Genomic DNA, 19,144 nt, shown 5'->3' on the forward strand with positions numbered 1-19,144 from the left:
GCGGCCCAGGCGCCCCCGGCCCCGGCACCGGCCAAGACCAGCCCTCCGGTCAGCCCACCCAGCACCGCTCTCCGCGCCCAACGCTGCGTCATATCTCCTCGGGAGTTGTGGGGGATGTACGACACGTCCCCAAGCTCCTCCCGGACCGGAAGCAGGCGTTCCACCGGGGGTGGCCGGGCTGCTCGCCCGGACGGCGATCGCCGGGGGCGGGTTTCCGGCGGATCGCCGTATGTCGGCCCGTGGCGCACTAGAGTTTCGCCTGCGCTGAATGTGTGGCATGTCACACGGAGTGCGTGACGGGTGGTGGGGCCCGGCGTGTTCCGCGTGAGCGGATTGGGGGGTTTCATGCACGAGATGGTCAAGGGTGCCAACGTGGGGCTGGCGGCGCTGAGCGAGGACGTCGACGCGGTGAGCGTGAGCCTCGGCTGGACCAGTTCCACGGGCGAGGGCGACGCGGACGTCTCGGTGATGCTGCTGGGCGCCGACGGGAAGGTGCGCGGCGACGGCGACTTCTACTTCTACAACAACCCGGTCGCGGCCGACGGCAGCGTGCAGCTGCTCGGCAAGAAGCCCGTCGAGGAGGGCAGCGAGGACCAGATCGTCTTCGATCTGACGGCGATCCCGGACGACGTCGAACGGATCGTCGTCGCAGCGAGCCGGTACGAGGGCGCCCGCTTCGGTGAACTCGACGACCTGCGCGTGGTGTTGGCCGACGGCTCCGGGGAAGGCCTGCTGCGGTTCGCGATCGACGACGCCGGGTCCGTGAGCGCGGTCATCTTCGGTGAGCTGTACCGGCGCGCGGGCGAGTGGAAGTTCCGGGCCGTCGGCCAGGGCTACGCCAGCGGACTCGCGGGCCTCGCCACGGACTTCGGCGTCGACATCGAGGACGACGCGTCCGAGGCCGACGTCGAGGACGAGGACGACGCGTCCGAGGCCGACGTCGAGGTCGAGGCGGACGTCGAGGCTGACGTGGACCCCGGCGTGGCCAGGGGCGGGGGCGTCGACGCCGGGGACGGCGCGGGGGAAGCGACCGTTGGGACGGCGGGTGCCGGGGGCGCGGCGACGGCGGTCGAGCAGGCGGCCCCGAGCACCCCGGCCGGCCCTGTCACCCCGGCTGACCCGGCCGGCCCCGTCACCCCAGCCCACCCCGGCGGCCCTGTCGCGTCGGGTGCCCCGGCGCCGGGGCAGCCGCTGGAGTCGGCCGGAGTCCCGGCAGGTGCGCAGGTGGGGACGCTGCCCGCCCTGCCGGCTCCCCGGCAGCCGGAGGAGGACGCGGGCGGGAAGAAGCCGTCGGCCCGCCCCCGTACCGCCAAGAAGAAGGTGACGCTGCCGAAGGCGGTGAAGAAGTCCCTAGCGGAGAACGAGTCGTGGCGCGAGGCGCGACTGTTCCCGGTGTCGGCGCTCAAGAGCGACCGGGACCGCGAGGCGCGCGCCACGTCCGTGCTGCTGTCCGTGATGGCGCAGGTGCCGGAGTTCGGCAGGCGCCTCACCGCCGCCTTCGGCGCCCCGGCGGGCCGGATGGAGACGTTCACCGAGGTCTCCCTGCCACACGGGGAGACACCCCGCCGCCCGGACGGTGTCATCCGCGTCGAACGCGCCGGGAAGCTGTGGACGGCGCTCGTGGAGACCAAGACCAACGGCAACGCGCTCAAGACCGAGCAGGTGCAGGCGTATATGGACATCGCCGCCCGGCGCGGCTACGAGGCCGTGATCACCCTGTCGAACGATGTCGCGCTGGAGGGCAGCCCCCTCGTCGATGTGAAGATCGACGGGCGCCGCAAGCACAAGGTGGCGCTGCGGCATCTGTCGTGGGCCGAGGTGGCCCACCAGGCGCAGATGCTGATCCGGCACGAGGGCGTCGGCAACAGCGCGCACGCCTGGCTGCTCCAAGAACTCCTGCACTACCTCCAGCACGAGAACTCCGGCTGCCACGGCTTCCAGAACATGGGCGCCGCCTGGGTGCCCGTCCGCAACGGGATCGACGACGAGACGCTCTGCCAGGGTGACCCCCGCGCTCTGGAGGTCGTGGAGAGCTGGGAGCGGCTCATCCGCCAGGTCTGTCTGGGGCTCGGTGGTGAACTCGGCCAGAAGGTGCTGCCCGTACGCCGTGCCAGGCGGGGCGCCGACCCGGGCGTCCGCCGCGCGGAGATGGCCGACCAGCTGTGCCGGGAGGGGAGGCTCCAGGCGGAGCTGCGCATCGAGGGCACGCCGGGCATCCTCGCGCTCAGCGCCGATCTGCGCACGGGCAAGCTGCGCACCTCCATCGAGATCCCGGCCCCCGAGCAGGGCTACCCGCTGAACTGGGCGAAACGGCTCGTCAGGAAGCTGGCGGAGGCACCGGCCGATCTGCACGTCGAGACGCTCGTCGACGGGGGAACGGGTGGACCGCGGGGCACGCTGGAACGGCTGCGCCCCGAACCCGGGGACATGCTCCCGGCGAACGGCGCGGAGATCACCGGTTTCCGCCTGTCCCTCTTCAAGGGCATGGGCAGCACCCGCGGCAACGCCGAGTCCGGATTCATCCGCAGCGTCGACGACGCCGTGCACCGCTTCTACGGCACGGTCGTCGTCCACCTCGACCGCCCGGCCGCGCGCCGGGCCCCGGCCGCCGAACGGACCGCCGTCGGCTGATCCCCACCCGAGCGACCCGGCTGCCGCGCGGGCCCTCGCGAACGGGGCCGGCCGCCACTCCGGCGGAGGTAGCATCGCGCGCGGCGGCACCGGGGAGCGGTCCCCGGTCGGTCGGGCCGATCAGGCTGGTCAGCCGACCGGGTCGGCCAGGCCGGCCGGTGGGGTGGGCCGGGCCAGTCGGGTCAGCCGGGCCAGTCGGGCTGATCGGGTCGGTCCTGCCAGTCGGCTCAAGTCGGGTCTGTCGGGGGTCTGTCGGGTCGGTTGGTGGGGCGGAGGGTGTGATGGGCGGCGGCGGTGTGGAGGACGGGGCGCCGGGGCGGCGGCGTGATGCCCGGCGGAATCGGGAGTTGCTTGTCGCGGCGGGCCGGGAGGTGTTTGCCGAGTGGGGGCTGGACGCGCCGTGGGATGTGATCGCGCGGCGGGCCGGGGTGGGCAACGCGACGCTGTACCGGCACTTCCCCAACCGGGCCGCGCTCGTCGACGCCGTCTTTCGGGACCGGCTCACCGGCACCATGGACGCCGGTGAGCGGGCGCGGGCGGCCGGGGACGCGTGGCAGGGGCTGCACACCTATCTGCGGGTGGTGTTCGCGACGCTGGCCGCCGACCGGGGCACCAACGACCTCATGACCACGCGGGTCGAGGGCGTCGAGGCGCTGGACGCCGTGCACGCCCACAACCGGGAGACGATGGAGGTGCTGCTGGCGCGCGGCCGGGCCGAGGGCGCCGTGCGGGGCGACGTGACCGTCGAGGACGTCCTCTTCGGGCTCGCCGCCCTCGGCCGCGCCGTCCCCGCGCTCACGGCGGTGACCGGTGCCGACGCCTGGCAGCGCCCCCTGGCCCTGTTCCTCGACAGCCTCCGGCCCCCGGCCGCCCCACCCGCTTCTGCGGGCGCGCGGGCGGCTGAGGCCCCCGACCTGCCGGGGCCGGCCCTCACGGCCGCCCAACTCGGTGCCGTGTTGGAGGAACTCGGGCCTCATCGGGCGCCCAAGGCGTAGCCCGTCAGACGCCGCCGACCTCCTCGTCCACCGTGATCGCCGACGTCGGGCGGACCGCCGCCGCCTCCCGGGCCCGAGGCGGGCCCACGAACGGACCCGCGAGCGGACCTGCGAACAGACCTGCGGCCGGCCCTCGGTGCGAGGGCCGGCCGCAGGTCTGCCAAGTCACAACGGTGCTGTCAGCTGACGCACACGACTCCGCCGAGCAGGCACAGGCCCGACGGTGACGTCGCGTCCGAGTCCGAGGAGCCCGAGCCGCCGGACGAACCCGTGCCCGAGCCGGAGCCCGACCCCGCGCCCGTACCCGTGTCCGAGCCGGTCCCGGTCTCCGTACCGGAGCCGTTCCCCGAACCCGACCCGGAGCCCGCGCCCGTTCCCGTGTCCGCGCCCGAACCGGCGCCTGTGGAGTCGTCGGCTGCCGGGGGTGTGGTCGCCCCGCCCGACGGGGTGTCGGTGGAGCCGTCCGCGCTCGACCCGCCGTGCGACGAGGAGCCCGTCTGCGCCCGCTGATCCGACGAGGGCGTCGTGACGTTGCGCGGTGAGTCGCCCGTGTCGCCACCGGCGATCCGCTGCCGCGCGCCGGACCCGTCGTACGAGGAGCCGCCGCGCGCGTGGCCCCGCGAGGCGTCCGGGGAACGCCGGGTCTCGTCGGGGCGCGCGTCCGGTGTCCGGCCGCTCTGCGAACCCTGTTCCTCGACGGCGCTCAGGCCCTCGGCGTCCGGGGCGGTGGCCGCCTGCGTCCGGTCGGTGGACTGGCGGTCCATGCCCATCACGGTCAGACCGCCGCCGACCAGCGCCACCGCGGTCGCCACCACGGCCCGGCGCTGGTTCTTCTTCCAGCGGGCCATCTGCCGCCGCCGTGCCGCCCGCCCCCGCGGCGCGACCGGCACGCCCTGCACATCCTCGACACCGTCGATGCCCTCGGCGGCCTCGGCGTGCGCGGCACCGGCCGGGACCAGCTCCGTCGACGGTCCCGCCGCCGGCTCCGGCTGTGGCCGTCCGCCGTCGTGCCAGGTCTCCTCGGCGCCCGACGCCGCGTACTCCCAGGTCGCCGCCGGCACCGTCGGCGCGACGGCCATGGCGGTCGTCGTACCGGGTACGGAGGGGGCTATGTCCGGCGCGTAGGCGCCGCAGCCGGGGCAGACGAGGGCGCCGTTGAGATGTCGGCGACATGAGGAGCAGTAGTCCATGGAGGTCTTCCTGTGTCGGCATGCCGTCGACCCGCCGGGCCAGCGGCCCGGTCACGTCGTTCGCACGTGGGATCGAGCGGATCGAGGGTCAGCAACGCTAACGAGGCATTCTCAGAGCTGTGTGCACACTGTGTGATGCTCCTGCGTGGATTCTCCGGGGACTTCGTACCGGTGTACGGCCCGGTGTTTGGACGTCACCGTCCGCGTTTTCAGGCGTCTCCGGACTCTTTTCTTGATTTCCTCTTCAACAGGCAACCCCCGCACGGCTTTCACCTGTCTCACAGGGTGCTCACAGACCGGTGGGCGCCGAGGGCGTTCGGGGGAGCGTCAGCACCATCGGCGGCCGGTCGTCCGTGGGTTGTCCAGTCCGATGCCACTGACCATGGCACTCGCAGACGAGGAACCGATGACCAGTCAAGAACACCGCAGCCGTCTGAGGCGTCCCGGGCTCGCCGCCCTGGCCACGCTCGCCGTAGTCGCCACCGTGGCGGGGGCCGCCCCCGGCGCGGGCGCGGCGCCCGCGGCCAAGGCCGGCACCCCGAAGCTCAAGCTGATCGCCGCCTCGAAGTCCGTGACGACCTACCGGTACCCGGAGGGCGGCACCATCCTGGAACTGGGGACGTACGTCACGGTCGACGGCGCGCCCCTGGAGTTCAAGGTGACGCGGAAGTCCTACAAGGACCCCATCGTCGCCCAGCAGATCCTCCGCGACGGCAAGAAGACCACGACGCGGACCCTGCCGAAGGGTCTGATCACCGACCACGGCGGGCTGCCCGGCTTCCTGGAGATCTCGCTCAAGAACGCCGCGGGTCAGCAGGTGCTCAAGACGGCCAGCGACTTCTGTCCGAACAACGCCTCCGGCCGTATCCGCCCGGACGCCCCGTCGACCTCGCACTACCCGCAGAGCTGCTCGCGGAACCCGTGGACGCTGGGCTCGGTGTGGGGTGTGGAGAAGGGCTGGGCGGTCAACACCACCCAGTACCGCTACGACGACACGGTGGACATCCCGGCGGGTGAGTACACCGCGGAGGTCGGCGTGGCGAAGAAGTACCGCGACCTCTTCGGCATGGCGAACGACCGGCCCACCGTCAAGGTGACGGTGGTGCAGTACGACGAGGGCGGTGAGGGCGGCGTCGGTGCGGGCGCCAAGTCCTCCGCCCACCACGCCGCCGGGCACGGCGGTCACGGCGGCCACGGTGGTCACGACGCCGCCCCCGTCGACCCGACCCAGCCGCCGCTGCACGGCTTCGGCCCGCGCGGCGAGGACGTCCCGATGCCGCCCGCCCTCCCCCACGCGCTGGAGGACCGCGGTCTGGCCAAGCACCTGGGCGACGGCCCCGGCCACACCGACGGCTCGCGCGTCGCGCCCGCGCTGCAGCCCGCCGCGAAGCGGCCCACCGGCAAGGCCGGCGCCCCGGCCAACGTGCCCAAGCCCGACCTGCGTTCGCTGCCGGCCTGGGGCATCGCCATCACCGACGGTGAGGACGGCGACGTCCCCGGCAAGGACTACCTCGCCTTCAGCGCCAACGTGTGGAACGCGGGCCCCGCGCCCCTCGTCGTGGACGGCTTCCGCAAGCCGGGCGCCGACCTGATGGACTCGTACCAGTACTTCTACGACACCAAGGGCAAGCAGGTCGGCTACTCCCCCGCCGGCACCATGGAGTGGGACCCGCGTGAGGGCCACATGCACTGGCACTTCACCGACTTCGCCAGCTACCGCCTGCTCAGCGCGGACCAGAAGAAGGAGGTGCGCTCCGGCAAGGAGGCGTTCTGCCTGGCCAACACCGACGCCATCGACTACACGGTGAAGGGCGCCAACTGGCACCCGGAGAACACCGACCTGGGCTCCGCGTGCGGTTCGCAGGAGGCCATCTCCGTCCGTGAGGTCCTCGACGTCGGCTCCGGTGACACCTACACCCAGGAGCGTCCCGGTCAGTCGTTCGACATCACCGACCTGCCGAACGGCACGTACTACATCAAGGTGATCGCCAACCCGGAGAACCGTCTCAAGGAGAGCGACACCAAGAACAACGTCGCCCTCCGCAAGGTGGTCCTCGGCGGCAAGCCCGGCGCCCGCACGGTGAAGGTGCCCCCGCACCACCTGATCGACGCCCCGTAACCGGCGGCCGCACGGTCATCGCACAACGACGAACATCGCACAGCGACGAACCCCCGGGTCCCGGACCCGGGGGTTCGTCATGCGTGGGGGAGGCGCCCGCGTCCGTCAGGGCGTGGGGATGCCCGCCGGGCGGGCCGGGCGGCCGAACCGGGCGGGCACGCCGGGCGAGTACAGGACGCTCACCGGCGGGCCGGCGGGGGCGGGCAGGCCCGCCGCGACGACCAGGTCCTCCTCGCACTCGACCAGTTCGGCGCGGTGCAGCGGCCAGCGGGGGTGGGCGTTGGGCAGGTACACCGGCCGGCCGAAGAAGGCGCCGTGCATCCCCCAGCGGGCGGTCAGGAAGTGCTCCAGCCCCGTCGGCTCGTCGACGCGCTCACCGACCCGCACGGTGATCCGGCTGTGCGCTCCCCGCGGGCCAGGCCACCGCCGGCGGCTGGTGTAGGTGACGGAGACACCGCCCCGCAGGGTGCCGGGGGCGCCGGTTCGGGAGTCGTCGTCGGCGGCGCCCTGGACGCCGTACGCCGTCGTGTCGATCGTCATGCGGGACCACAGGTACGGCATCCGGAAGCCGATACGGCCCACCACGACCGGCAGCAGCCGGGAGGCGTCGAGGGAGCGGAAGACGACGCCGCGCCGCCCGTGGGCGTCGACCGAGTACAGCCGCACATTGGTCTCGGGGAACGAGCCGAGGTACGGCACACCGGGAAGGCGCAACCAGCCGACCTTGTGCATCCGGAAGGCGACCAGCCCGACGTACGTCACCCCGTCGAGGGTGTCGGGCACGGTCCCCGGCGGCAGCAGGCCCGCGACGTCGGCCGGGTCGGCGGCCCAGTGCAGGAAGGTCAGGTCGAGCCAGGACTGGGTGAGCAGCGGGCGCGGGATCGCCCCCGGCGCGTCGGCCGTGATCGGGGCCGGCGGCACGGGGGCCGCCGGGGCCCGGATCGGTTCTGGCGACGCCATGGGGCCAGTATCGGCGACGCGCCGGTCAGTCCAGGACCGCGACGGCCTCGATCTCCACGAGGTGCTCCGGTACGTCCAGGGCCGCGACGCCCAGCAGGGTGGCGGGCGGGGCGGGGGGCGTGCCGAGACGGGCGGCGGCGCGGGTGATGCCGTCGAGGAGCACGGGCATCTTGTCCGGGGTCCAGTCCACGACGTGGACCGTCAGCTTCGCGACGTCGTCGAACGTGGCTCCGGCACCGGCCAGGGCGGTGGCGATGTTGAGGTAGCACTGCTCGACCTGCGCGGCGAGGTCGCCCACGCCGACGGTGACGCCGTCGGCGTCCCAGGCGACCTGTCCGGCGAGGTGGACGAGGCGGGAGCCGGAGGCGACGGAGACGTGGTGGTAGACACCGGTCTCGGGCAGTCCGGCGGGGTTCACCAGGGTGATGGCCATGCTGTCTTCTCCTCCTGCGGGCACGGTGTACGTGCTCTCTTGTGGTTACTGGGGAACCGTAGGAGAGTGGCCGCTGACAAGGAAGAACGCACTTTTCGGTGACTGGGGAACCTGATGGTGACCAAGCAGTACGAGGGCACGCCCGAGGAGGCCGCGGATCTGCGGCGCGCGGACTCGCTGGCCCGCGAGATCTTCGCGGACATCGCCAACAAGTGGGCGCTGCTGATCATCGAGGCACTCGGCGAGCACACCCGCCGCTTCAGCGAGCTGCGCGACGACGTCGAGGGCGTGAGCCACAAGATGCTCACCCAGAACCTGCGGATGCTGGAGCGCAACGGCCTGGTCGACCGGGAGGTGCACCCCACGGTGCCGCCGCGCGTCGAGTACACGCTCACCGAGCCGGGGCGGGCCTTGCGGGCGACGGTCGACGCGATGTGCGACTGGACCCACCGCTACCTCGGCGACATCGAGGCGTCCCGGAGCCGCTTCGACGCCTGAGGGGGCGACTCCGGGAGGGGTGCGATCGTCCGGGCGGTGCCGGGGCGGTCGGGTGGGAGCTGTGTCACCCCGGACCGGGCTTTGCATGATCATGCATTGGGGTGCATACTCTTCCTATGTCCAAGGTCCTCACCTCCCTTCCGGCCGGCGAGCGCGTCGGCATCGCCTTCTCGGGCGGGCTCGACACCTCGGTCGCGGTCGCGTGGATGCGCGACAAGGGCGCCGTCCCGTGCACCTACACCGCCGACATCGGTCAGTACGACGAGCCCGACATCGCCTCGGTGCCCGGCCGCGCGAAGACCTACGGTGCCGAGATCGCGCGCCTGGTCGACTGCCGGGCCGCGCTCGTCGAGGAGGGCCTGGCCGCGCTGACCTGCGGCGCGTTCCACATCCGCTCCGGCGGGCGGGCCTACTTCAACACCACGCCGCTGGGCCGTGCCGTCACCGGCACGCTGCTGGTGCGGGCGATGCTGGAGGACGACGTCCAGATCTGGGGTGACGGCTCGACGTTCAAGGGCAACGACATCGAGCGGTTCTACCGCTACGGTCTGCTCGCCAACCCGCACCTCAGGATCTACAAGCCCTGGCTGGACGCGGACTTCGTCACCGAGCTCGGCGGCCGCAAGGAGATGTCCGAGTGGCTGGTCGCGCACGGCCTGCCGTACCGGGACAGCGCCGAGAAGGCGTACTCCACCGACGCCAACATCTGGGGCGCCACCCACGAGGCGAAGACCCTGGAGCACCTGGACACCGGCATCGAGACCGTGGAGCCCATCATGGGCGTCCGGTTCTGGGACCCCGAGGTCGAGATCGCCACCGAGGACGTGACGATCGGCTTCGACCAGGGCCGCCCGGTCAGCGTCAACGGCAAGGAGTTCGCCTCCGCCGTCGACCTGGTGATGGAGGCCAACGCCATCGGCGGCCGCCATGGACTCGGCATGTCCGACCAGATCGAGAACCGCATCATCGAGGCCAAGAGCCGCGGCATCTACGAGGCCCCGGGCATGGCCCTCCTGCACGCCGCGTACGAGCGCCTCGTCAACGCCATCCACAACGAGGACACCCTCGCCCAGTACCACAACGAGGGCCGTCGCCTCGGCCGGCTGATGTACGAGGGCCGCTGGCTGGACCCGCAGGCCCTGATGATCCGGGAGTCGCTCCAGCGCTGGGTCGGCGCCGCCGTCACCGGCGAGGTCACCCTGCGGCTGCGGCGCGGCGAGGACTACTCGATCCTCGACACCACCGGCCCGGCGTTCAGCTACCACCCGGACAAGCTCTCCATGGAGCGCACCGAGGACGCCGCGTTCGGTCCGGTCGACCGGATCGGCCAGCTCACCATGCGCAACCTCGACATCGCCGACTCCCGCGCCAAGCTGGAGCAGTACGCCGCGATGGGCCTGATCGGCACGGGCGGCTCCGCCGCGATCGGTGCCGCGCAGGCCGCCGCGACCGGGCTGATCGGCACCATGCCCGAGGGCGGCGCCGAGGCCATCGCCGCGCGCGGCGAGTTCACCGGCTCCGACGACGACGAGCTGCTGGACCGCGCCGCCATGGAGTTCGGCACGGACTGACCGACCGCCGAAGAGGACCGGACCGTGAGAGGGCCGGGCCGACGCCCACGCGTCGGCCCGGCCCTCTCACGTCATGCGGCGGCCGAGGTTCAGCGGGTGGGGCTCAGCGGGTGGCTGAAGCCCTGCGCGGAGATGAGGGACGCGGCGTCCGCCAGGTCGGTGGCGAAGTGCTCCACGGCCTCGTACGGGAAGCGGTGGCTCGGGCCGCTGACCGAGAGGGAGGCGATGACACCACCGGAGCGGCCCGTGACCGGGACGGCCACGGCGGTCAGGCCCTCGTCCCATTCGCTGCTGCTGACGGCGTAGCCCCTCTGGGCGGCCTCCTCGGCGCGGGCGCGGAGCCGCTCGGCGTAGGCCTCGCCGTGCGGGGAGGCGGCGGCGACCCGGCGCAGCAGGGTGTCGGAGGCGCCGCGCAGCAGGATCTTGGACGAGGCACCGGCCCACAGGGGCTGCTCGTCGCCGACGTCGACCACGTGCCGCAGGGGGTGCGGGCTCTCCTCGTGGGCGACGCAGACACGATGGGTGTCGCGGGCGACGAAGATGTTCACCGTCTCGCCCAGGCGGTCGGCGAGGTCACGCATGACCTTGCGGGTCTCACGGGGCACCTCCCACTGGCTGCGGGCCAGATAGGCCCAGCGCCACAGGCCGGGGCCCGCGGTGTAGCCGAGGGGGTGCGACCACAGCAGGCCGCTCTCCTCCAGGGTCTGCACCAGCCGCAGCACGGTCGTCTTGGCGAGTCCCGTGGCGTCGATGATCTCCCGCAGGGTGATGACCGGACGGTCTTCGCCCAGCAGGTTGAGGATGTCCAGCGCGCGGCGCACACTGCGGACACCTCCGCTGCCGGCGCCGGGCTGCTCCCGGTCCCCGTCGGTCACCGGGTTCCTGTCGTCCACGCGGCTTCCTCCCGCCCCGTACCGTCCCCGTCGCGCGTCCCGCTCGCTCCGCGGGCGCCTTCTTCGTCCGTACTCCGTGCACGGTAGTCCGCTCTGCGGACCGTGTGAACCACGGACCCACACGAATTGTGTCGCACCTCTTGATGACCGTCATCCCGCATCGTATGTTTCCGCTGCTCGGTCCGTTCGGTCCACTGGGTGGACCTAGGGGAGCCCGGTCCTGAGCGCTCGCCCGTCGTCGCAGCATCCAACGGAGTGTGTGAGATGAGCAGTACCCAGAGCCCCGCCGGGGCCGGAGTCGCCCGACGAGCGGCGGTCGCCAGCTTCATGGGGGCCGTCGTCGACTGGTACGACTTCTTCCTCTACGGCATCGTCGCCGGTCTCCTCTTCGGTGATCTGTTCTTCCCGGGCGCCTCGCCCGCCGTCGGCACCCTCGCCGCCTGGGCGACCTTCGGTGTCGGCTTCCTCTTCCGGCCGCTCGGCGGCATCGTCTTCGGGCACTTCGGCGACCGGCTCGGCCGCAAGCGGATGCTCGTCCTGACCATGCTGATCATGGGCGTGGCCAGCACCCTCATCGGTGTCCTGCCCACCTATGCGCAGGCCGGGCTCTGGGCGCCCGCGCTGCTGGTGGTGCTGCGGGCCACGCAGGGCTTCGCGGTCGGCGGCGAGTGGGGCGGGGCCGCGCTGATGGCGGTGGAGAACGCCCCGGCCAAGTGGCGTTCCCTCTACAGCAGCGGCGTGCAGGTCGGCGCCTCCGTGGGTCTGCTGCTCGCCACCCTGATCACCAAGGTCATCTCCGGCACGACGTCCGACGCGGCCTTCCGGGCCTGGGGCTGGCGGATCCCGTTCCTGGTCAGCGCGGTGCTGGTGATCGTCGGCCTGGTCATCCGGGCGAAGGTCGAGGAGTCGGAGGTCTTCACCAAGGAGGTCGCCGCGAAGGGCGCGGGTGCCAAGCCGCGCGTGCCGCTGGTCGCCGCCGTGAAGTCCAACCCGACGGGCTTCTTCGCCATCATCGGCCTGCGGTTCGTCGAACTCTTCACGTTCTACGGCGTGACCACCTTCGGGCTCGCCTACGGCACCGACGAACTGGGCCTCGACCGGAACAGCCTGCTCGACGTGAACCTCGCGGTCGGCGGTCTGGCGATCATCACCATCCCGGCCTTCGCCTACCTCGCCGACCGCTTCGGCCGCCGCCGGATCTACTGCGGGGGCGCCCTCGTCGGGGTGGCGAGCGCGGTGCCGTACTTCTGGGCCATGGAGTCCGGCTCCCTGGTGCTGATCATCGTCTGCGCGGTACTGCTGGTGAACGTCGCCCACGACATGGCCGTCTCCGTGCAGCAGTCCCTGTTCACCGAGATGTTCGGCCCCGAGTACCGCTACAGCGGCGCCGGTGTCGGCTACCAGCTCGCCAGCGCGATCGGCGGCGGCTTCACCCCGCTCATCGCCGGCTCCCTGGTGATCTGGGCCGGCGGCGGCTGGGGCCTCGTCGCCGCTTACGTCGCCCTCGGCTGCGCGATCTCCTTCCTGGTCGCGCTGAGGCTGGGCGGCGACGACCGGGCCGGGTCCGAAGAGGTGCCGGCGGCACGGGAGCCCGAGGCGGGTGCCGCGAAGGGGGCGACGGTCTGACGTGGCGGTCTGACGTGGCGGTCCAGAGGGCCGAACAGCCCTCTGTGGACCGCAGGGTGGAACGTTCCGCCCGTCAAGTGGATCACCGGCTGGTCGAGGCGAGGGCCCCCGAGGGGGCCCGCCACGGTGGTCCGGGCGTCCGGCGGTCCGGGTGGCCGCCGGCCTCGGCAGCGTGCCGGTCGGCGACCCGCCCGATCATCGCCAAGCACGGGCGCTCGTCGTCGCGTGCGGCCGGAAGGCTCGAAGCCCCGCGAGGACCGGGAGCACTGAGCCCTGTGGATGCTGTGAGTCTGGGAGTTCTGGGAGTTCTGGTGAAAGCAGCTGTCCTCGTGGCGCCGGGTCGGATCGAGATCGTCGACGACCGGCCGGAGCCGCACTGCGGGCCGGACGACGTCGTCGTGGAGATCGAGGGGGTCGGGCTGTGCGGTTCCGACCTCTCCGTGTTCCGGGGCGGGCGCGTGCCGCCCGCGCTGCCGTGGGTGCCGGGCCACGAGGGGTTCGGCCGGGTCGTCGCCATGGGTGAACGGGTCCGGGATCGGGCGGTCGGCGGGCGCGTCGTCATCGAGCCCAACTACGCCTGCCTACGGTGTGCCGACTGCCTGATCGGGCTGACCTCGGCCTGCCCGCACCGCGTGATCGTCGGCCTGGACTCCCCCGGTGTCCTCGCCGAACGTGTCGCGCTCCCCGCGCGGTTCGCCCACCCGGCCCCCGCCCCGGCCGACGGCCTGACCGGTGCCGACCTGGCCGCCGCGGAGCCCTACGCGGTGGCGAGGGCCGCCGTCCGCCGCAGTGGGGTCACCGCCGACGACCGCTGTCTGGTCGTCGGCGCCGGTGCGCAGGGACTGCTGGTGTGCCGCATCCTGTCCCGCCTCGGCCTCCGTCCCGTCGTTACCGAACCCCACCCCCTCCGCCTGGCGCGCGCCGAAGGGCTGGGCGCGATGCGCGACGACGGCCGTACCGGCTTCACCCTGGTCTTCGAGACGTCCGGGCACGCGCCCGCCCTGCGCCCCGCGGTGGACCGGTGCGCCCCCGGCGCCACCGTCGTCCTCATCGGTCTCACCGCGGAACGGCTTCCGCTCACCGTCGACGACGTGGTGCGGCGCCAGCTCGTCCTCCGCGGCTCGATGATCTACGACCACCCCGGCGATTTCACCACCGCTCTCGCCGAACTCCCCGAGGCCCGCCCCGGCCTCGTCATCGACTCCCGCTTCCCCCTGGAGCAGGCCCAGGAGGCCTTCTCGGGCGCGACCGAACGCGCGGGGAAGACATGGATCAGCCTGACCCGGACCGCCGACACGAGCCGATGACGTCCGGCGCCGATATCGCGGGGCCCCCGGAGACTCTCGGGGGCGGGCGGCCCGGAGAAGGGAGGAACCCCAGCCGACGCGCGGCTGGGGTTCTCGGGGCGGCGGGTCACGGTCGGGCGATCACCGTGGACCGGGCGGGTCAGCGCCGCAGGGTGAGGACGCCCGGCCGGTACGGCAGCTTCTGGTAGTCCGTGCCGTCCGACGCCGGGTTCCTGCCCTGGTAGAGGAACCGCAGATCGCAGGGGTCGACGGTCATGGTCTGGTCGGGGTTGTCGCGCACCAGGTCACCGTGGCTGATGTCGTTGGTCCAGGTGGCGCCGCTGTTGGCCTTGCCCGCGAAGGGGTTGCTCTCGCTGTCGGCCTGGGGGGTCCACGTGCCGTTCAGGCTGGAGGCGGTGAAGGAGCGGAAGTAGCGTCCGCCCGCCCCCATGGCCTCGACGATCATCAGGTACTGGTTCCGGCCCTTGACCTTGTAGACCTCGGGTGCCTCGAACAGCCTGGCCTTCGTGTCGCTCATGATCTTCGTGTACGACGAGCCGAAGCTGCCGGGGAAGTTCCCGAGCGGGATCGTGGACCGGTAGATGCCGCCGTTGTCGTCGGCGAAGAACAGGTACATGTTCTTGTCGTCGGCGATCACGGTCGGGTCGATCGGGCCGCCCTCGGAGCCGGCGGGGAGGCTGCCGGTGAACAGGGGCTTCGGCGCGGACCAGCCGCTGGGGTCGGTGGGGTCGCTGGACGTGCGGTAGGTGAAGGTCCAGGCGGTGCCCCACCCGTTGGAGACCAGCACCCAGGTCTTCTTGGGCGCGAAGTAGAACAGCTTGGGCGCCACCGCGCCCTGGCTCATGCCCTTCTGGGCGGCCGAGCCCATGTCGGACCAGTTGGTGAAGGGGGCGAACGCCATCGAGCCCCATCCCGATGCCGAAGCGGTCGTCCCGTAGACCAGGTGCTTGCCCTGGTACGTCACGGTGGTGAAGTCCTTCAGCCCGACCCAGCCGTTCGACGGCTGCGCCAGCGGACCCGTCGACGTCCACCGGTAGGTCGGCGGAAGGGCGCAGGTGCCGCCCTTGGTCGAGGCCGGGCTGAACTTCCAGTGCTGGTGGGCGCCGCCGTTGGAGTCCCAGATCCGTACCGGGGTCCCGTTGGCGGTCCGGCCGCGGGGGGTCTCCAGTACACGGCCGCTGGCGACGTTGGTCAGCGTGTAGGAGCCGTCGCTGTTCCGGCGCGCCCGCCAGTGCTGGTGGGCACCGCCGTTGGCGTCCCAGAGCTGTGTCCTCGTCCCGTTGCCCGTCCGGTCGCCCGGCTCGTCCAGGACCCGGCCGCTGGCGACGTTGGTCAGGGTGTACGAGCCGTCCGGGTTCCGGTCGGCGCGCCACTGCTGGTGGGAGGTGCCGCGGGCGTCCCAGATCCGCAGCGGGGTCGCGTTGCCGTTCTTCCCCGCGGGCTTGTCGAGAACGCGTTTGGCGGCGACGTCGGAGAGCGTGTAGACGGCGCCGGAGGTGATGCCCCCGCTCGGCGTGCCCCCGCCGCTGCCGCCGCCCAGGGCCTTGAGCACCGCGCTGTACGCGGGCTTCTTCTTGCCGCCGCTGTCGAACAGCAGCGCGTTCTCACCGGTGCGCCAGGAGTCGCTGTCGCGGATGCCCCACACCGTGACGCCCTTGCAGCGGTCGACGGCCAGGCATGCCTTGACGGCGTCGGTGTACGCGGTGGCGGGCGCCTGGGCGATGTCCAGTTCGGTGATCTGGACGTCCACGCCGAGCGCCGCGAACTCGGACAGGGTGGTCCGGAAGTTCACCGGCGGCCCGCCGGCGCCGAAGTGGCTCTGGAAGCCGACGCAGTCGATGGGGACACCGCGGGACTTGAAGTCCTTGACCATGCGGTAGACGCCCTGGGTCTTGGCGTCGGACCAGTTCTCGATGTTGTAGTCGTTGTAGCAGAGCTTGGCCGCGGGGTCGGCCTTCCGTGCGGTGCGGAAGGCATCCTCGATGAAGCCGTCGCCCAGCACGTCCTGGAACACGGAGCTGCGGTGCCGACCGCTGCCGCCGTCGGCGAAGGCCTCGTTGACGACGTCCCAGGCGTAGATCTTGCCCTTGTAGTGGCTCATCGTGGTGGTGATGTGGTTGTTCATCACCGCGCGCAGGGTGGCGGCGTCGCGGATGCCGCCGACCCAGCCGGGCAGTTGGGAATGCCACACCAGGGTGTGGCCGCGCAGGCGCTGACCGTGCGCGGTGGCGTGGCTGACGATCCGGTCGGCGCGGGCGAAGTCGAACGACCCGCGGGAGGGTTCGACGGCGTCCCACTTCATCTCGTTCTCCGGGGTGACCATGTCGAATTCCCGGTCGAGGAGGGCGGAGTACGTCGAGTCGCCGAGCCTGTCCGCAGCCACCGCCGTACCGAAGTAGCGGCCGTTCGCTGCCGCACCCTCGGCGAGCACGGTCGGCTTGGCGGGCTCCGGCGTACGGGCGGCCTGGGCGACCAGCGGGACGGCGGCACCCGCGGTGGCGAGGACCAGGGCGGCGGCGAGCACATGGCGGGTCGCCGGGCGGCGGCGATGGGAACGGTGCTGATCTGGCAACGGATCGTCCTTCTGGCGCGGTGGGGGCCTCGGCCCCGGATGTCCGCCAGTCGACGCCGCGGCCACAAAGGTTGCCGTGACGGGGGAGGTTTTTCGTCGAGCCGCGGCCCCGTGCCGGGCAGCGGGATACGGAACCTTGACCGCTTCGGGGATCACCCTGGGGATACGGCCGACGGGACGACATGTAGCGTCATCCCTGCCGTGACCTGCGGCAGGGCAGTGCACCCCCATCGTTTTCGCGCACCCCCGCCCGGGTCGGGGCTCCCCCCACGCCGAGTTCGCGTACGCGTACCGGGCACACGAGCGTGCCCGCAGAACAGGAGCCGTCGTGGCAGTGAGGGTGTGGAGGCCGGGGGCCGTCGGTACGGCGGTCGTCGCGGCGGTCGTCGCGGTGACGCTGGGGGCCGGGGGCACGGCGAGCGCCGCCGGGTACACCGGGGTGGCCGGGCCCTGGAGCAGTGCCGCCGCGCTGACCGGGGCGGACGGGCAGCAGTCGCTGATCGCCGTCCGGACCGCCGGTGACGGCACGGCGTTCGCGCTGTGGCGGAACCGCGCCGCCGGCGCCGACACCTGGGACTTCGAGGTCGCCGTGAAGGCCGCGGGCGGCAGCACGTGGGGCGCCCCGCACACGCTGGCCACCGGCCGGTCCAAGGGCTCCCTCGTCGAGCTGACCGTGACGCCCACCGGGCAGGCCGTGGTGACCTGGCTGGACGGGGGCGGCTCGGACGGCGACCCGACCGCGCTGGCCGCCACCTGGAGCCCCGCCCAGGGCACGTGGTCCGCCCCCGCGCCGATCGCGTCGACCACCGGCGTGTACCTCGGGCTGCCCCGGCTCGCCGCCGCGGCCGACGGCACCCTCACCGCCGTGTGGGACCAGGGCGACTTCGCCGACTACGACGTCATGACCGCCACCCGCGCCCCCGGCGCCACCACCTGGTCCACCGCCAAGCCACTGGCCCACGTCACCACCGGGTCCGTCTACGACCTCGCGCTCGCCGTCGCCGCCGACGGCGCGGCCACCGCCGTCTGGGACGTCTACGACCAGGTCCCCGAGGAGGGCGAGGACGCCCACACCGTCCACACCGCCACCCGTGCCTCGGCGGGCGGCGCCTGGAGCGCCGCCGCCCCGCTGCCCGGCACCGCCGGGACGGGCGGCACCGTGCGCGTCACGATGGACGCCAAGGGCGCCACCACCGTGCTGTGGCGGGCCGACGCCGGTGGCACCACCGCCCTCAAGTCCACCACGCGGACCACCGTGTCCGGTGGGTGGGGCGCTCCGCAGACCGCGGTCGCCGCCATCGACCCCAGCGACGAGAGTGAGCCGCTCACCGCACCCAACGGTGACCTCACCTATGTGTGGGCCGGTTGGAGTTCCACGGCCGGAACCCCCGTCGTACGGACCGTCACCCGGACCGCGAGCACCGGCACGTGGTCGGCGCCGAAGACGCTGTCCACCGGCTATGTGAAGTGGGACGTCTCCGCGTCCATAGGGGCCGACGGCACCGTCCAGGTCGTCTGGCCGCAGACGCCGAGCATCGACAACGGCGACGACAACTACCTGGAGTGGGCCGTCCGCCCGGCCGGCGGCACCTGGAGCGCGGCGAGCGCCCTCAACAGCGCGCCCGTCCCCGCCGTCCCCGACGCGAACGCCCTCTCCGGCGAGGTCACCGCGGGCCCCGACGGCCGGGCCACCGTCGTCTTCCGCAAGGCGGTGGACATCTCCCCCGGCGACTTCACCTCCCAGCTGTCCGCCCAGTCCCAGACCCTGCTGACCAAGCCGAAGGTCACCGCCAAGGCCGCCGTCAGCGGTACCGCCCGCACCGGCTCCAAGGTCACCTGCGGCGCCACCTGGACCGGCTACAACACGACCGTCGCCTGGTCCTGGCTCCGGGACGGCACCACCATCACCGGAGCCACCGGCAAGTCCCGCACCCTGACCTCCGCCGACTACAAGCACCAGGTGTCCTGCCGCGCCAAGGTCAGCAACGGCGCCGGGTCCGTCACCTCCACGTCCCCGGCCGTGACCGTCGCCGTCGGCCCCGCGCTGAAGGCCGTCACGGCGCCCACCGTCACCGGCACCGCCAAGGTCGGCTACAAGCTCACCGCCGCCCACGGCACCTGGTCACCGGCCGCCACCTCCTACACGTACTCCTGGAAGCGGGACGGCACGACCATCACGGGCGCCACGAAGTCGACGTATGTCCTGGTCAAGGCCGACAGGGGCCACAAGATCACCGTGAAGGTGACGGCCAAGCGGTACGGCTGGACCAACGGGTCCGCCACGACCGCCGGGGTCGTCGTGCGCTGAACCCGCGCGGACACCGACGAACGCCCGGCCGGGGGGAACCT

13 protein-coding genes are annotated in these 19,144 nt (G+C 72.6%); 8 read left to right on the forward strand and 5 right to left on the reverse strand.

The genetic code is table 11. The features are described from left to right. The first annotated feature begins 345 nt into the window (after positions 1–345). On the forward strand, positions 346–2,631 hold the full coding sequence (locus ACZ4Z3_RS22335; protein ID WP_468502631.1) for a TerD family protein: 2,286 nt from the start codon (positions 346–348) through the stop codon (positions 2,629–2,631). A 281-nt stretch (positions 2,632–2,912) separates the two neighbouring features. Further along, positions 2,913–3,626, forward strand: a complete 714-nt coding sequence (locus ACZ4Z3_RS22340; protein ID WP_468502632.1) for a TetR/AcrR family transcriptional regulator — start codon at positions 2,913–2,915, stop codon at positions 3,624–3,626. A 179-nt stretch (positions 3,627–3,805) separates the two neighbouring features. On the opposite strand, the gene ACZ4Z3_RS22345 is transcribed toward ACZ4Z3_RS22340, so the two are convergent. Beyond that, on the reverse strand, positions 3,806–4,816 hold the full coding sequence (locus tag ACZ4Z3_RS22345; protein WP_468502633.1) for an SCO2400 family protein: 1,011 nt from the start codon (positions 4,814–4,816) through the stop codon (positions 3,806–3,808). Positions 4,817–5,222: 406 nt separating this feature from the next. On the opposite strand from ACZ4Z3_RS22345, the gene ACZ4Z3_RS22350 reads away from it, so the two are divergent. After that, positions 5,223–6,935, forward strand: a complete 1,713-nt coding sequence (locus ACZ4Z3_RS22350) for a lysyl oxidase family protein (protein WP_468502634.1) — start codon at positions 5,223–5,225, stop codon at positions 6,933–6,935. Between the two features lie 105 nt (positions 6,936–7,040). Here the strand turns inward: ACZ4Z3_RS22350 and ACZ4Z3_RS22355 are convergent, their stop codons facing one another. After that, entirely contained in the window at positions 7,041–7,895 is an 855-nt protein-coding gene (locus ACZ4Z3_RS22355; RefSeq protein ID WP_468502635.1) for a YqjF family protein, read from the reverse strand. A gap of 25 nt (positions 7,896–7,920) precedes the next feature. Next, positions 7,921–8,328 (reverse strand): RidA family protein, encoded by a 408-nt coding sequence (locus ACZ4Z3_RS22360; protein ID WP_468502636.1) that lies wholly within the window; start codon positions 8,326–8,328, stop codon positions 7,921–7,923. A 114-nt stretch (positions 8,329–8,442) separates the two neighbouring features. On the opposite strand from ACZ4Z3_RS22360, the gene ACZ4Z3_RS22365 reads away from it, so the two are divergent. After that, positions 8,443–8,826, forward strand: coding sequence for a winged helix-turn-helix transcriptional regulator (locus tag ACZ4Z3_RS22365; RefSeq protein WP_468502637.1), 384 nt, complete (start codon positions 8,443–8,445; stop codon positions 8,824–8,826). A gap of 116 nt (positions 8,827–8,942) precedes the next feature. Next, entirely contained in the window at positions 8,943–10,397 is a 1,455-nt protein-coding gene (gene argG / locus ACZ4Z3_RS22370) for an argininosuccinate synthase (protein ID WP_468502638.1), read from the forward strand. Between the two features lie 89 nt (positions 10,398–10,486). On the opposite strand, the gene ACZ4Z3_RS22375 is transcribed toward argG, so the two are convergent. Beyond that, positions 10,487–11,290 carry an IclR family transcriptional regulator gene (locus ACZ4Z3_RS22375; RefSeq protein ID WP_468502639.1) on the reverse strand — a complete coding sequence of 268 codons (804 nt, stop codon included), beginning with the start codon at positions 11,288–11,290 and terminating at the stop codon, positions 10,487–10,489. A gap of 264 nt (positions 11,291–11,554) precedes the next feature. On the opposite strand from ACZ4Z3_RS22375, the gene shiA reads away from it, so the two are divergent. Together shiA and ACZ4Z3_RS22385 are read left to right on the forward strand one after the other, a co-directional pair. After that, positions 11,555–12,916 (forward strand): shikimate transporter, encoded by a 1,362-nt coding sequence (gene shiA / locus ACZ4Z3_RS22380; RefSeq protein WP_468502640.1) that lies wholly within the window; start codon positions 11,555–11,557, stop codon positions 12,914–12,916. A 311-nt stretch (positions 12,917–13,227) separates the two neighbouring features. Continuing rightward, entirely contained in the window at positions 13,228–14,223 is a 996-nt protein-coding gene (locus tag ACZ4Z3_RS22385; protein ID WP_468502641.1) for a zinc-dependent alcohol dehydrogenase, read from the forward strand. Positions 14,224–14,362: 139 nt separating this feature from the next. Here ACZ4Z3_RS22385 and ACZ4Z3_RS22390 read toward each other — a convergent pair whose 3' ends face one another. Next, on the reverse strand, positions 14,363–16,795 hold the full coding sequence (locus tag ACZ4Z3_RS22390) for a non-reducing end alpha-L-arabinofuranosidase family hydrolase (protein ID WP_468502642.1): 2,433 nt from the start codon (positions 16,793–16,795) through the stop codon (positions 14,363–14,365). 328 nt (positions 16,796–17,123) lie between these two features. Here ACZ4Z3_RS22390 and ACZ4Z3_RS22395 point away from each other — a divergent pair, with 328 nt between their 5' ends. Continuing rightward, positions 17,124–19,103 carry a hypothetical protein gene (locus ACZ4Z3_RS22395; RefSeq protein ID WP_468502643.1) on the forward strand — a complete coding sequence of 660 codons (1,980 nt, stop codon included), beginning with the start codon at positions 17,124–17,126 and terminating at the stop codon, positions 19,101–19,103. Positions 19,104–19,144: the final 41 nt, after the last annotated feature.

The organism is Streptomyces sp. NPDC030296, from assembly GCF_055572815.1.